Source organism: Streptomyces sp. NPDC045968 (genome assembly GCF_056430475.1).
This window is the reverse complement of record NZ_JBWKLF010000015.1, coordinates 12,568-26,888: the sequence shown is the minus strand read 5'-3', so window position 1 is coordinate 26,888 and position 14,321 is coordinate 12,568. Positions and strand designations below refer to the sequence as shown.

Genomic DNA, 14,321 nt, shown 5'->3' with positions numbered 1-14,321 from the left:
GCGCTGTCGTCATGTCAAGCGTTTGTCCTGACAAATGAACAGGGCACATCAACGGGTCGCGCGCCCGTTCGGGACGGCATGGCTTTGTCAGGACAATCGAACTAGGCTCGTTCCGTGCCCACACAAGGAACCGACCGGCCGCTCCCGCTGAGCGTGGACCGCACCAGCCCGGTGCCGCTCTACTTCCAGCTGGCGCAGCAGCTGGAGGCGGCCGTCGAGCAGGGCCGGCTGGCCCCCGGCAGCCTCCTCGGCAACGAGATCGAGCTCGCGTCCCGGCTCGGCCTGTCCCGCCCCACGGTCCGCCAGGCGATCCAGTCCCTCGTCGACAAGGGGCTGATGGTCCGCCGCCGGGGCGTCGGTACGCAGGTCGTGCACAGCCAGGTCAGGCGTCCGCTCGAACTCAGCTCGCTCTACGACGACCTGGAGAAGGCCGGCCAGCGCCCCGCCACCCGGGTCCTGCGCAACACCGTCGAACCCGCCACCGCCGAGGTCGCCGCCGCGCTCGGCGTCGCCGAGGGCAGCGAGGTCCACCTGGTGGAACGCCTGCGGTCCGCACACGACGAGCCCATGGCCCTGCTCCGTAACCATCTGCCCCCGGGGCTGCTCGGCCTCCCCACCGAGGAACTGGAATCCACCGGGCTCTACCGGATGATGCGCGCGTCGGGCATCACCCTGCACAGCGCCCGGCAGTCCGTGGGGGCCAGGGCCGCCACGACGGGGGAGGCGGAGCGGCTCGCGGAGTCCGCGGGGTCACCCCTCCTGACCATGCAGCGGACCACGTTCGACGACACCGGCCGGGCGGTCGAGTTCGGCTCGCACGTGTACCGGGCCTCGCGCTACTCGTTCGAATTCCAGCTGCTCGTACGCCCCTGAACGACCACGCGGGACACCGCTCCGGACAGCGGACTGCGTAAGAATGTTCGGACAAACTATTGACGGTGGTCATACAACGCCGCTAGAACTCCTCCAGCCGCACTCGGGCGGCCGGGGAGAGAAGGCGGGCCCACCATGCGCACGACTCGCACGGCAACAGTCCTGATCGCCATCTGCGCGCTCGCCCTCGCCGGATGCAGCGGCTCCGGCGGCAAGGACTCCGAGGACACGTCCGGCGGCGGCGGGGGAGGGGGCAAGGGTGTCTCCACCCCCCGTATGAAGATCGCGATGGTCACGCACTCCGGGCAGGGTGACACCTTCTGGGACATCGTGCAGAGCGGCGCCGAACAGGCCGCGGCCAAGGACAACGTCGAGTTCCTGTACTCCGCCGACAAGGAGGGCAAGGAACAGGCCCAGCTCGTCCAGGCCGCCATCGACCAGAAGGCCGACGGCATCATCGTCACGCTCGCCAAACCGGAGGCGGTCAAGGCGGTCGTGGCCAAGGCCGTCAAGGCCGGTATCCCCGTCGTGACGATCAACTCGGGCGCGCAGCACTCCGCCGAGGCCGGCGCGCTCAGCCACATCGGGCAGGACGAGACGGTCGCGGGCGAGGCCGTCGGCGAGGAGCTGAACAACCGGGGCAGGAAGAAGGTGCTCTGCGTGATCCACGAACAGGGCAACGTGTCACTCGAAGAGCGCTGCGCCGGGGTGAAGAAGACCTTCGGCGGACAGGTCGAGAACCTCAACGTCGAAGGCACCAACATGCCGGCCTCCACCTCGTCCATCGAGGCGAAGCTCCAGGCGGACAAGGGCATCGACGCGATCGTCACCCTCGGTGCCCCGTTCGCCGCCGCCTCCGTCAAGGCCAAGGAGGGCTCCGGCTCCACCGCCGAGGTCGACACCTTCGACCTCAACGCCGAAGTGGTCGAGCGGCTCAAGGCCGAGGAGGTCGGCTTCGCCGTCGACCAGCAGCCCTACCTCCAGGGCTACCTCGCGGTCGACGAGATCTGGCTCAACCGGACCAACGGCAACGTCATCGGCGGCGGAAAGCCGGTGCTCACCGGACCCGCGATCGTCACCGCGAAGGACGTACCGCAGCTGGAGGAATACACCGCGCGCGGCACCCGGTGACCGCCCGGTGCGGCACCGTGCCGCCGCACCGCCGCGCCCCTGCCGGGCGAGGCGGACACCCCCTCGGGGATACTTGGGCAGCCGGGCCGGGAGCGCGCTCTCCCCGGCTCCACCAAGCAGCACAGCGAGCAGCACTAGAAGGGCACGACGTCGTGGCAAGGGTTCGGACAGGGGTACGTGCGATGGGTGCCGTGCTGGCAGCGGTGCTCGGTGCCTCCCTCATGGGATGCAGCAGCACCGGCGGCAAGCGGGCGGAAGAGCGCGCGGCGCAGGCGGCCGAGGGCCGGTCCGCGGTGAACACACCGCGCTGGACCTTCGCCATGGTCACCCACTCGGGCGACGGCGACACCTTCTGGGACATCGTCCAGAGCGGTGCCAAGCAGGCGGCGGTGAAGGACAACATCAACTTCCTCTACTCGCACCACGACGAGGCGCAGCAGCAGGCCCAGCTGGTCCAGGCCGCCATCGACAAGAAGGTCGACGGGCTGATCGTCACGCTCGCCAAGCCGGACGCCATGAAGGCCGTCGTGGCCAAGGCCACCAAGGCGGGTATCCCGGTGATCACCGTCAACTCCGGCTCCGCGGAGTCCAAGGAGTTCGGCGCCCTCACCCACATCGGGCAGGACGAGTCCATCGCCGGTGAGGCCGTCGGTGACGAGCTCGACCAGCGGGGCCGCAAGAAGGCCCTGTGCGTCCTGCACGAACAGGGCAACGTCGGCCACGAGCAGCGCTGCGCGGGAGCCAAGAAGTCCTTCGGCGGCACGATGCAGAACCTCTACGTCGACGGCACCAACATGCCCGACGTCCAGGCGTCCATCGAGGCCAAGCTCCAGGCCGACAAGAGCATCGACGCGGTGGTCACCCTCGGCGCGCCGTTCGCCGACGCCGCCGTGAAGGCGAGGGAGACCGCGGGCAGCGAGGCCGAGGTCGACACCTTCGACCTCAACGCCAAGGTCGCCACCTCACTGAAGGCTGGCACCCTCGGCTTCGCCGTCGACCAGCAGCCCTACCTCCAGGGGTACGAGGCCGTCGACCTGCTCTGGCTCTACCGCTACAACCGCAATGTGCTCGGCGGCGGCCTGCCCGTCCTGACCGGACCGCAGATCATCACCGCCGACGACGCGCCCGAGCTCGCCGAGTACACGAAGCGAGGGACCCGATGACAGCGACCGGCCAACCGGCGGCCCCCGCCCCCGGCAGGACCGACGAGCGGCTCCTGCGCACCTCGCCCCTGCGCAGACTCCTCGGCCGCCCGGAACTCGGCTCGGTCGTCGGCGCCGCGGCCGTCTTCCTCTTCTTCGCGGTCGTCGCCGACAGCTTCCTCCAGGCCTCCAGCTTCGGCACGGTGCTGTACGCGGCCTCCACCATCGGGATCATGGCCGCGCCGGTGGCGCTCCTGATGATCGGCGGCGAGTTCGACCTCTCCGCCGGTGTGCTGGTGACCAGCTCGGCCCTGATCTCCTCGATGTTCAGCTACCAGATGACGGCCAACGTCTGGGTCGGCGTGTTCGTCTCCCTGCTGGTCACCCTGGCCATCGGCGCGTTCAACGGCCTCATGCTGACCCGCACCAAACTGCCGAGCTTCATCATCACGCTCGGTACGTTCCTGATGCTGACCGGTCTCAACCTCGGCTTCACCAAGCTGATCAGCGGCACCGTGTCGACGAAGTCCATCGGCGACATGGAGGGCTTCGAGTCGGCTCGCAAGGTCTTCGCCTCCCAGCTGTCCATCGGCGGCGTCGAGCTGAAGGTCACCATCCTGTGGTGGTTCGTGCTCGTCGCGATCGCCACCTGGATCCTGCTCCGCACCCGCTTCGGCAACTGGATCTTCGCGGTCGGCGGCGAGGCCGACGCCGCGCGGGCCGTGGGTGTACCGGTGATCCGTACGAAGATCGGGCTGTACCTCGGGGTGGCCTTCGCCGCCTGGGTCTCCGGACAGCACCTGCTGTTCAGCTACGACGTGGTGCAGTCCGGCGAGGGTGTCGGCAACGAGCTGACGTACATCATCGCGGCCGTCATCGGCGGATGCCTGATCACCGGCGGCTACGGCTCCGCGATCGGCTCGGCGGTCGGCGCGTTCATCTTCGGCATGACCAGCAAGGGCATCGTGTACGCGGAGTGGAACCCGGACTGGTTCAAGTTCTTCCTCGGAGCGATGCTGCTCCTGGCCACCCTGCTCAACGCATGGGTGCGCAAGCGCGCGGAGGCGACCAAATGACCTCGACCCAGGCACTCGTCGAACTGGACGACGTCAGCAAGTTCTACGGCAGCATCAAGGCGCTCGAACACGTCTCGCTGGAGGTCCACGCGGGAGAGATCACCTGCGTGCTCGGCGACAACGGCGCCGGCAAGTCCACCCTCATCAAGATCATCGCGGGGCTGCACCGGCACGACGGCGGCACCTTCCTGATCGACGGCGAGGAGACCACGCTCGCCAACCCGCGCGACGCCCTGGACCGGGGCATCGCCACCGTCTACCAGGACCTCGCGGTCGTACCGCTCATGCCGGTCTGGCGGAACTTCTTCCTCGGCTCCGAGCCGACGAAGGGCGCAGGACCGTTCAGGCGCCTCGACGTACAGCTGATGCGCGAGACGACCCACGCGGCACTGCTGCGCATGGGAATCGACCTGCGGGACGTCGACCAGCCGATCGGCACCCTGTCCGGCGGCGAGCGCCAGTGCGTGGCGATCGCCCGCGCCGTCCACTTCGGTGCCAAGGTCCTCGTCCTCGACGAACCCACGGCGGCGCTCGGCGTCAAGCAGTCCGGTGTCGTGCTGAAGTACGTCGCCGCCGCCCGCGACGCCGGCCTCGGCGTGGTCCTGATCACGCACAACCCGCACCACGCCTACCTCGTGGGCGACCGGTTCGTCCTGCTCAAGCGCGGCGTCATGTCCGGCAGCCACACCCGGGACAGCATCACGCTGGACGAGCTGACCAGGCAGATGGCGGGCGGCAGCGAACTGGAGGAGCTGAGCCACGAACTGGAACGCGCCACCGGTCCGGAATCGGGCCCCGCAGGGGACTGAGGACGAAACGGTGCCGTACGGACACCGGCAGGCAATGGCAGAATCGACCACGGCGGGCGCAGTCCGCCGCCGGCGCCACCACGCACCGGCCCCCCGACCGACGCAGGGACGATGAGCACGTACCGCGACTTCGCACACCGCGGCTCCGCCCGCGCCACCGTCCTGAAGACCGTCGGCACCCGGGAGCGCCGCTCGCACCTGACAGCGCCCAGGGTCCCGACCGTCGGCATCGACATCGGTGGTACGAAGGTGATGGCCGGCGTCGTCGACGCCGACGGCAACATCCTGGAACAGCTGCGCACCGAGACGCCCGACAAGTCCAAGAGCCCCAAGGTCGTCGAGGACACCATCGTCGAGCTGGTCCTCGACCTCTCCGACCGGCACGATGTGCACGCCGTCGGCATCGGCGCGGCCGGCTGGGTCGACGCCGACCGCTCCAAGGTCCTCTTCGCCCCGCACCTCGCCTGGCGCGACGAACCCCTGCGCGACGCCATCGCCTCCCGCCTCGTCGTCCCCGTCATGGTGGACAACGACGCCAACACGGCGGCCTGGGCGGAATGGCGCTTCGGCGCCGGCCGTGGGGAGGACCACCTCGTCATGATCACGCTGGGCACCGGGATCGGCGGCGCGATCCTGGAGGACGGGCACGTCAAGCGCGGGAAATACGGGGTCGCGGGTGAGTTCGGCCACATGCAGGTGGTGCCCGGAGGGCACCGCTGCCCGTGCGGGAACCGCGGCTGCTGGGAGCAGTACAGCTCAGGCAACGCCCTCGTGCGCGAGGCCAGGGAACTGGCGGCCGCGGACTCCCCGGTGGCCCACAGCATCATCGAGCGGGTCAAGGGCAACATCCCCGACATCACCGGACCGCTCATCACCGAACTGGCCCGCGAGGGCGATGCGATGTGCATCGAACTCCTCCAGGACATCGGCCAGTGGCTCGGCGTCGGCATCGCCAATCTCGCCGCCGCACTCGACCCGTCCTGCTTCGTCATCGGAGGCGGCGTCAGCGCCGCGGACGACCTGCTGATCGGCCCGGCCCGGGACGCCTTCAAGCGGCACCTCACCGGCCGCGGCTACCGCCCCGAGGCGCGCATCGCGAAAGCACAGCTCGGCCCCGAGGCGGGTATGGTCGGCGCCGCAGACCTGGCCCGGCTGGTCGCCCGCAGATTCCGCCGCGCCAACCGCCGCCGCGTCGAACGGTACGAGCGGTACGCGCAGATCTACGACCAGGCCGCGAGCACCATCCGCAGCACGCGGAGCGCCCGTACCGTCGACTGATCCGCGCGGCTCCGCCACCAGCCTTCCGCACTCCGTATCCGCAGCACCTGGGGACCACCGACCATGACCGCAGCCGAGCACACCGCCGCGCAGGGCCCGGCCTCGCCGACCGGCGACGGCGAAGGCCCGCCCCCGCAGGACCGGCGGCGGATGATCCGCCGCCGGCTGATCACGGCGATCACGATCGTGCTGCTCATCGGCATCCCGGCGGGCTATCTGGTGATCTCCGCCGGACAGAGCCGCCGCTCGGGCAAGGACAAGGAGGCCGAGGCCGCCGCGCAGGGCCTGCGGGAGGACTGGCCGTCCGGGATGCAGCGGCGGATCTTCGAGATCCCGATCCCCGGCAACGCGTCGGGGGTCCAGTACTACGAGACCAACAACTGGAAAGCCAGCCGGATGTACGTGAAGTTCCGTACGACGTCCGCCGGTCTCGACCGCTTCCTGAGCAACACCGGTACGGGGCGGGCGGCCCTGAAGCCCGGTGCCGTCACCATCGGCCCGCGGGACATAAAGATCACCGGCTGGTACTTCGGACCGGGCGTGTACTGGGCCGGTGTGACCCACACGAACAAGGACCCGCGCCCCACGCAGAACATCACCGTCAACATGACCGATCCGGCCAGCCCCGTCGTGTACGTCGTCTCCGCGGCGACCCCCTAACCGGCGGGCACCGTGTCCTGGAAGGTCGTGCCCGCGGCGCGGTAGGCGCTCACCTCGGCGTTCACCTGGGCCGGTGTGAGTACCCGGTCCTTCACGTGCAGGACGTAGTCGACCTGCTGGCCGTACGAGCGTGGCGTCGTGCTCGTCTGCCCGGCCAGGTCGATCAGCCACTGGTTGAAGTTGATCGACATCGGCCGCTCCGGGAGGTAGGACGCCCCGTGCGTACCGAAGTGCTGTCCGTCGACGTAGTACGTGATGGCGTTGTCGTCGATGGTCAGCACCAGGTCGTGCCAGCCGGCGAAGCTCTGCCGGGACTCGCTGTGCTGGTTGACGGCCTCCCAGGGGTCGGGGCGGTAGGTCTCCCACGAGGTCGTGTAGAGGATGTTGGCCGGTTCGCCCCACCCGCCGTTCGGCAGGTACTCGAAGTCGTACTCGGCGTAGTCGTCGGCCATCGGCGCCTTGAGGTCGTTGATGGTGAAGAAGGTCTGGACGAGGCGGTCGCCGTCCGGGCCGTACGTGGGGGCGTCACTGAACCTCACGCGGGCCGCGTAGGTGCCGTTGCGGAACTTCGTGGACTTGGTCAGGATCTCGGTGTGCTTCGTCGACGCTCCCGTACCGGCCGTGGACGTCTCCAGGTTCATCACCGAGTTGCCGTTCTGCACGGCGAAGGTGACGTTCTCCGGCGCCCAGGTGGCGCCCGGAACTCCGGGGCCGCCGGAGTTCGAGCGGACGCTCCAGCCGTTCGTGGCGATCTTCGGGTCGGTGTGTCCGCTGTAGTTGAAGTCGTCGAACAGTGCGGGCCCGTCGGCCGGAGGGCCGGTGGGCGGATCGGTGGGGTCGGTCGGTCCGTTGCCGCCCGGCGCCTCGCCCCAGGCCGTGGCCCCGTCGAGGTGCGCCGTGGTCCGGGTCCAGTCGCCGTAGGCGGACCGCTCGGCGCCGAAGGAGTAGTCGTCGCTCTGCCGCAGGGTCTGCCAGTTCGTCTGATGAAAGCGCAGCTGCATGTCGCCGGTGTCGGCGCCCGGTGCGAGTGACCCCGCGCCCGCGGTGAACGCGATCTCCAGATAGCGGTCGGCGGTGGCCGTCGGGGTGGCGAGCGTCCCGAAGGTCCCGGTGATGTTCGCGCAGCCCTTCACGGCCCAGGAGCAGGCGAACCGGTAGGCCGCGGTGGGCGAATCGGCCTTGAAGTAGTAGCGCACCTTGACGTCGCTGAGCGCGACGCTCGTGCTGCCGGTGTTCCGGACCTTCAGCCACGGCTCGCTCTGGTCTGCCGTCGCCCCGGACGCGCTGGTGCGGTACTGCACGACCAGCCCGCCGGCGGCGGCCGCGTTGGCGGTGGCGGGCAGAGCGGCGAGTCCCGCGCAGCCCAGGGCCAGTGCGGCGGCGGCCGCGGATGCGGCGCGCAGCCGGGTTGTGGCGATCCTGTTCATGGGTGTTCCTCTCCGGAACTGTGGTGGGGTAGTGGTGCCTGAAGGGTCCGCGCTGTTCCTCGGGAGGTGGTCGGAGCGGGTGGTGGACTCAGGGGGCCGTAGGGGACGCGGAGGGCGTCCAGGCGTGCGGAGTGCCCGCGCAGCCGCTCGGTGAAGCCGGCCCAGTCGCTGCGGTGGCCGGACCACGCGCGGTCGGCCAGGGCGCACAGCCGTGGGTAGGTGAGGTATTCGATCCGCTCGGCGGATGTGACGTACTCCGTCCACAACTGGGCCTGGGTGCCCAGGACGTGTCGGGCCGCGGACTCCTCCCACCCCTTGGGCGCAGGGGTGTGGTGGTACACGGCTCGCAGGTCGACGGGCGGTCCGGGCTGCGCGGGCGGCTCACCCGGGTCGTCGGACTGGGCGTAGTCGAGGTAGGTGGCCCGGTGGTGTGCCGGGACCACTCGGTGGCCGCGGCGGGCGGCGGCCAGCGCGTGCGCCGGGTCGCGCCAGGTCATCACCGCGAAGTCGAGGGGCAGTTCGGCGCCTGTTTCGGCCCAGCCGACCGGCGTACGCCCGTGCTCCACCAGGAACGCGCCGATGCGTCCCAGGAACCAGCCGTGCAGCGCCCGGGCATCGGGCAGCCCCTCGGCGGCCGCCCGGGCGCGGGCCGCCGGGCTGTTCTCCCACTCGGTGGTCGGGCACTCCTCCCCGCCGATGTGGATGTAGCGCGAGGGGAAGACGTCCATGACCTCGGTCAGCACGGTCCGGCAGAAGTCGAACACCTGCTCGTGGACCCCGAGAACGGTGTCGCAGACCCCCCACCGGGTCCAGACGTCCAGTGTCCGCGAAGGGTCGTTGCCCAGTTCGGGGTAGGCGGCGAGAGCGGCCCTCACATGGCCGGGCATCTCGATCTCGGGGACTACCGTCACGCCGCGCGCCGCCGCGTGGTCGACCAGTTCCCGCAGCTCCTGCCGGGTGTACGCCCCCGAGTGCGGTGCGCCGTCGAAGCGGGCGGCGCCGCCGGGCGCCGGGGGCCCGCTCATGGACTCGGCGCGGCGGCCACCCGTCTCGGTCAGCCGTGGGTAGGCGTCGACCGGCATGCGCCAGCCCTGGTCGTCGGTGAGGTGCAGGTGCAGGGTGTTCAGTTTGTGCAGGGCCAGCAGATCGACGTATCTGCGCAGGTAGGAGAGGGGCTGGAAGTGCCGGGCGACATCGAGCATCGCTCCGCGCCACGGATAGCGCGGCACATCGCTGATCTCGATACAGGGCAGCACCCAGGGCGTGCCGGGACGGGGCGAATCCGACAGCGCCTCGGCAGGCAGCAGCTGACGGACCGTCTGCACCCCGTGGAGCAGCCCGGTGAGCCGTGCGGCGCGCAGCAGCAGGCCCTGCGGCCCGATCGTCAGCCCGTACCCCTCCTCACCGAGACCGCCGAGCCGGGGATCGAGCACCAGCACGATCCGGCCGTCGGCGGACGGCGCGAGAGGCAGTCCGGTGGCGGGGCTCAGCAGGGTCCGCAACAGGTCGGCCGCCGCCCGTGTCCCGGGCATCGCCCGTATGGAGGTGTCCCGGTCGAGGGTGAAGCGGCCGGGGCGGGGCGACACCTTGCGCGGCCGGGGGAGGAGGGAGAGCTCGGGGCGTGGTGCGGGCACGGGGGTGGCCTCCGGGGTTCGTGTCTCGGGCTGTTCACCGGGTCCGAGGAGTGCTCAGCCCTTGACGGCGCCGGCGGCGAAGCCGGAGGTGACATGCCGCTGGAGCAGCAGGAAGATCACCAGCGCGGGAAGGGCGAAGAGCGTGGAGGCGGCCATGGTGGCGCCCCAGTCGGTGCCGAAGGTGTTCTGGAAGGACGACAGCCAGACCGGCAGGGTGCGGTTGTCCTGTTCCTTGATGATCAGGAAGTTGGCGTACGCGAACTCGTTCCACGCGGTGATGAAGCCGAAGAGCGAGGTCGCCATCAGCCCGGGAGCGAGCAGTGGCATCGCGACCCGCCGGAAGGCGCCGATCCTGGTGCAGCCGTCGACCTGCGCCGCCTCCTCCAGCTCGGGGGGAATGGTCGCGATGAAGCCCCGGAGCACCACGATCGTGAACGGCAGCGTGATCATGAAGTAGACCAGCGTGAGTGCCGGCAGCCGGTCGAGCATGTGCGTGTCGCGCGAGATGATGTAGACCGGGATGATCAGGGACTCCCAGGGCGCCATCTGCGCGATGAAGACCAGGAGCATGAACTGCCGCCGGCCCCTCCAGCGCATCCTGGCGACGGCGAACGAAGCCCCGAGCGCCACGACCAGCGAAAGCAGTACGGCGCCGAGTGTGACCAGGACGCTGTTGCGCCAGAACAGTTCGAAGCCGTCGGCCTGTACGGCCCGGCGGAAGTGTTCGAGCGTCCAGGTGTGCGGAATGAGGTGCGGGTCGGCCGACTGGATGTCCCGGGACGGCTTGAAGGCGGTGCTGATCATCCAGTACACGGGGAACAGGCACACCACGACGGTCACCACGGCGGCCGCGTTCAGCGGAATCCGGCGGAGCCGGGGGCGTAGCAGGGTCATCGCGGTTCGTCCTCCTGACGGAACATCTGACGGAAGTAGAGGACGAGCACCCCGGACATCAGGACCACGGTGACCATCGAGGCGGCGGAGCCCAGGTCGTAGCGCTGGCTGGAGAGGGCCGTCTGGACCGCGTACACCGGCAGGATCGTGGTGGCGTCGCCAGGCCCGCCGCTGGTCATCACCCAGATCTGGACGAACGCCTTGAACGTCCAGATCACTTCGAGCGAGAAGACCAGCATGAAGACCGGCCGGAGCATCGGGAAGGTGACCGAGCGGAAGACGCGGGAGCCGGAAGCGCCGTCCAGCCTGGCCGACTCGTACAGCTCGGTGGGCACCGTCGTGAGCGCCGAGTACAGGGTGATCGCCGCGAACGGTACGGACTGCCAGACGATCAGTACGACGAGGATCGCGAAGGCCGCGGTGCCGTTCGCGAACCACGGGTAGCGGTCGAACGAGTCGAGGCCGAGCGAGGTCAGCGACCAGTTGACGATGCCGAATTCGGAGTGGAACAGCCACTGGAAGACCGTGGTGGCCGCGACCACGGGCATGGCCCAGGCGAGCACCAGCGCGCAGAGGACCACCGTGCGCCCGGCGCGGGCCAGCCGCTCGGTCATCAGCGCGACCAGGGTGGAGATCACCATGATCAGTGCCACGTTGACGGCCATGAAGACGAAGGTGCGTCCCACCACCTCCCAGAACCGCGGGTCGGACAGCAGTGTCCGGTAGTTGCGCAGCCCGACGAACTCCGCGTCACCGCTGATGAGCTGGCGGAGACGGAAGTCCTGGAGCGAGATCAGCACCGCCCGCCCCAGCGGGTACACGAGCAGATAGAGCATGCCGCCGATCGCGGGTGCGATCAGGGCGTACGGCCAGAGGCTGTGTGCCGCTCGTGACCTTCGCCGTGGTGCCGGTCCGGCGGGGCGGCGCGCCGGTGGGAGCTGGGGGGTGCGTGGAGCGGTCCGCTCACGGGTGACCGGCACGGCACGCCTCCTCTCGGTGGGGGGATGGAGGCTCGGTCAGGAACCGGCGTTCATGGCCCGGGTGATGTCCTGTGATGCCTTGGCCGCTTCCTTCGACGCGTCTTTGCCGGTGAGCACCGCGGTCATGTAGTCCTTGACCGGGTTCTCCGCCTCCACCGCGGCCCAGCCCGGGGAGTTGGGCGTGGCGTGTCCGTTCGCCGCGCCGACCGCCATCGCGGAGGCTCCAGGGTCGGCGGCCACGGCCGGGGCCAGGGTGGTCCGGTTGGGTACGTAGCTCATGGCCACGGCGAGCTTCTTCTGCCAGACGTCGCCGGTCAGTTCCTTGATGAACGTCAGCGCCTCGTCGGGGTGGCCGGCCGCGGTCGGTATCACCAGATCGGATCCGCCGGTGAAGACCGCGCCCGGGGTGTCGGCGGTCTTGCCCGGGATGGGGAAGAAGCCGAGCTTGCCCTGGAGACCGGGGTTCTTCTCCACGACCACGTTCGCCCCGCCCGGTGTGGAGATGACCTGGGCCACCTCCCCCTTCGCCATCACGTCGGCCTGGGGCGGATCGGCCTCGTCGGAGTCCTTGGGCCCCTTGCCCAGCGCCTGGAGCTGTGCGTAGAACTCCATGCCGCGCAGCGCCTCCGGAGTGTCCAGCGCGCCCTTCCACCCGTCGCCGGACTCAGTGGCGAAGTCGCCGCCCTCGTCCCAGATGAAGCCGCCCAGCGCGTACCACATCTGCCCGGGAAGGTAGATGCCCTGGACGTTGCCCTTGTTGAGCCTGGTGGTGGCGTCGATCCACTGCGCGCGCGTCCTGATCGCGGCGGCGTCGACCCCGGCCGCGTCGAAGAGGTCGGTGCGGTAGATGACGACCCGGTTCGCCGCGTAGTACGGAATGCCGTACTGCTTCCCCTCGTACGCGCCGGGCTCGGCCAGGCCCTTCAGCCAGTCCTCGCCCTTCAGCTCGTCCTTCTTGTCGCTCAGGTCCAGCAGCCCGCCGCTCTCCGCGAACTGGGCCACCTGGGTGTTGCCGGTCTCGATCACATCCGGTGCGTCGTTGCTGGCCAGAGCGGCGCTGATCTTCTGGCCGATCCCGTCCCACTCCTGGATCTGGATCTTCACCTTGATCTTCGGGTGCTGGGCCTCGAAGCCCTCGACGAACTCCTTCTGGAAGGCGGCCGAGACGCTGTCGCGCATCAGCCAGACATCGACCGTTGTCACGCCACCGGCCTCGTCGGAGCCGCCGGAGGAACTGCAGGCACTGAGCGCGGCGGCCATCACAAGCGCGGACCCACCGGCAAGCAAGCGGAACTTCACGGTTCACCTCGGAATGAGCAGGACCTGACCACCTGACCAGTGAAGCCCACTGGTCAGCTCACCTCCTGATGGTGGATGAAGGTGGCATAGACCAATGGGGTCGTCAAGGGCCTGTGCACAAAGGGAAGTTGGTGATCTCGTGGTGGAATCCATCGATCGCCATCTGCTCACGAGGGCTACACTTCACCTGACCAGTGGCTCAAGCGCGGGCGCTGGTCAGTCAGCTGGTAAGGAAGTCAGCGGTCAGGAGGGGGAAGCGCATGGCAGCCGACGCGGCAGGGGCAGTGCTCAAAAGGGAACGGGCCCGCGACGCCGTCCTGGAGCTGATGGAGTCGCGCGACCCCGGAGACGCCATCCCGTCGGAGCGCGCCCTGTGCGCGCTGCTCGACGTGTCGAGGCCCACCGTGCGCGCGGCGATCGACGAGCTGGTGGCCGCGGGGCTCCTGGTCCGCGAGCACGGGCGCGGCATGTTCGTCGCCCCGGCGAAGATCACCCAGGAGCTGGTCTCGGGGGACCTCGCCCTGACGGTTCCGCAGGCCGCCGGCGCGTGGTCGAGCAGGCTGCTGGAGTTCACCACCCTCCAGGCCGGCGCCCGGGTGGGCCGCAAGCTCCGTATGTCACCGGCCGAGGAGATCGTGTACGTCGCACGGCTGCGGCTGGTCGACGGCGCACCGATGGCGATCGAGCACCTGCACATCCGGGCCGCACTCGTACCCGGCCTCTCGGCCCCGGAGCTGGAGAGCGGCGACCTCTACGAGCATCTGCGGAACACGCACGGGGTCCATGTCCACGAGGCCGTCCAGGCCATCGAACCCACCGTCGTCACGCGGGCCGAGGCGCGGTTGCTCGATGTGCCCGAACTCTCCCCGGCACTGCTCTTCGAGCGGCTGACCTCGGACACCACCGGCCGGCCCGTCGAGTACGTCCACTCGCTCTACCGGGGGGACCGCTACCGGATCGTCTCCCGCCTCGCACTCGGCACCGCGGCGGCGGCGCCGCCCGTGCGGGAGGGTCACCACCCCGGCATCCCGCCGGGCGACTTCGCCCACGGCGACCCGATCGCCTCTTCCACCAGGGGGGACGTCCAGTCGTCGTGACCGGGGGCCCGTGCCGGGCGG

The 14,321-nt window shown here is 69.7% G+C and carries 13 protein-coding genes; 8 read left to right on the top strand and 5 right to left on the bottom strand.

Annotated elements, in window-relative coordinates; all coding sequences use genetic code 11:
* The first annotated feature begins 114 nt into the window (after positions 1-114).
* The 7 genes from AC07FA_RS31780 (at position 115) to AC07FA_RS31750 (ending at position 6,969) form a co-directional block, all read left to right on the top strand.
* Complete coding sequence (locus AC07FA_RS31780) at positions 115-873, top strand: GntR family transcriptional regulator (RefSeq protein WP_479079798.1); 759 nt, start codon at positions 115-117, stop codon at positions 871-873.
* 135 nt (positions 874-1,008) lie between these two features.
* The gene (locus AC07FA_RS31775; protein WP_479079797.1) at positions 1,009-2,004 is read left to right on the top strand and encodes a sugar ABC transporter substrate-binding protein; all 996 of its coding nucleotides are present in this window, start codon (positions 1,009-1,011) and stop codon (positions 2,002-2,004) included.
* Between the two features lie 152 nt (positions 2,005-2,156).
* Positions 2,157-3,167 (top strand): sugar ABC transporter substrate-binding protein, encoded by a 1,011-nt coding sequence (locus AC07FA_RS31770; protein WP_479079796.1) that lies wholly within the window; start codon positions 2,157-2,159, stop codon positions 3,165-3,167.
* Positions 3,164-4,222, top strand: a complete 1,059-nt coding sequence (locus AC07FA_RS31765) for an ABC transporter permease (protein ID WP_479079795.1) — start codon at positions 3,164-3,166, stop codon at positions 4,220-4,222. The genes AC07FA_RS31770 and AC07FA_RS31765 overlap by 4 nt, the downstream gene beginning before the upstream one ends.
* Positions 4,189-5,031 (top strand): ATP-binding cassette domain-containing protein, encoded by an 843-nt coding sequence (locus AC07FA_RS31760; protein WP_479079794.1) that lies wholly within the window; start codon positions 4,189-4,191, stop codon positions 5,029-5,031. Before AC07FA_RS31765 ends, AC07FA_RS31760 begins: the two co-directional genes overlap by 34 nt.
* Positions 5,032-5,142: 111 nt before the next feature.
* Positions 5,143-6,309, top strand: coding sequence for an ROK family glucokinase (locus AC07FA_RS31755; RefSeq protein WP_479079793.1), 1,167 nt, complete (start codon positions 5,143-5,145; stop codon positions 6,307-6,309).
* A 63-nt stretch (positions 6,310-6,372) separates the two neighbouring features.
* The gene (locus tag AC07FA_RS31750) at positions 6,373-6,969 is read left to right on the top strand and encodes a hypothetical protein (RefSeq protein WP_479079792.1); all 597 of its coding nucleotides are present in this window, start codon (positions 6,373-6,375) and stop codon (positions 6,967-6,969) included.
* On the opposite strand, the gene AC07FA_RS31745 is transcribed toward AC07FA_RS31750, so the two are convergent.
* Genes AC07FA_RS31745 through AC07FA_RS31725 form a run of 5 tightly spaced genes read right to left on the bottom strand, consistent with a single transcriptional unit; the run spans position 6,966 to position 13,203 of the window.
* Complete coding sequence (locus AC07FA_RS31745; protein ID WP_479079791.1) at positions 6,966-8,396, bottom strand: cellulose binding domain-containing protein; 1,431 nt, start codon at positions 8,394-8,396, stop codon at positions 6,966-6,968. The two genes, AC07FA_RS31750 and AC07FA_RS31745, sit on opposite strands and share 4 nt — an antisense overlap.
* Entirely contained in the window at positions 8,393-10,030 is a 1,638-nt protein-coding gene (locus tag AC07FA_RS31740) for a beta-N-acetylhexosaminidase (RefSeq protein WP_479079790.1), read from the bottom strand. Before AC07FA_RS31740 ends, AC07FA_RS31745 begins: the two co-directional genes overlap by 4 nt.
* Positions 10,031-10,084: 54 nt before the next feature.
* Positions 10,085-10,924, bottom strand: a complete 840-nt coding sequence (locus AC07FA_RS31735) for a carbohydrate ABC transporter permease (protein WP_479079789.1) — start codon at positions 10,922-10,924, stop codon at positions 10,085-10,087.
* On the bottom strand, positions 10,921-11,904 hold the full coding sequence (locus tag AC07FA_RS31730) for a carbohydrate ABC transporter permease (protein ID WP_479079788.1): 984 nt from the start codon (positions 11,902-11,904) through the stop codon (positions 10,921-10,923). The genes AC07FA_RS31735 and AC07FA_RS31730 overlap by 4 nt, the downstream gene beginning before the upstream one ends.
* A gap of 36 nt (positions 11,905-11,940) precedes the next feature.
* Entirely contained in the window at positions 11,941-13,203 is a 1,263-nt protein-coding gene (locus AC07FA_RS31725; protein WP_479079787.1) for an extracellular solute-binding protein, read from the bottom strand.
* Positions 13,204-13,463: 260 nt separating this feature from the next.
* On the opposite strand from AC07FA_RS31725, the gene AC07FA_RS31720 reads away from it, so the two are divergent.
* Positions 13,464-14,300, top strand: coding sequence for a GntR family transcriptional regulator (locus AC07FA_RS31720; protein WP_479079786.1), 837 nt, complete (start codon positions 13,464-13,466; stop codon positions 14,298-14,300).
* Positions 14,301-14,321: the final 21 nt, after the last annotated feature.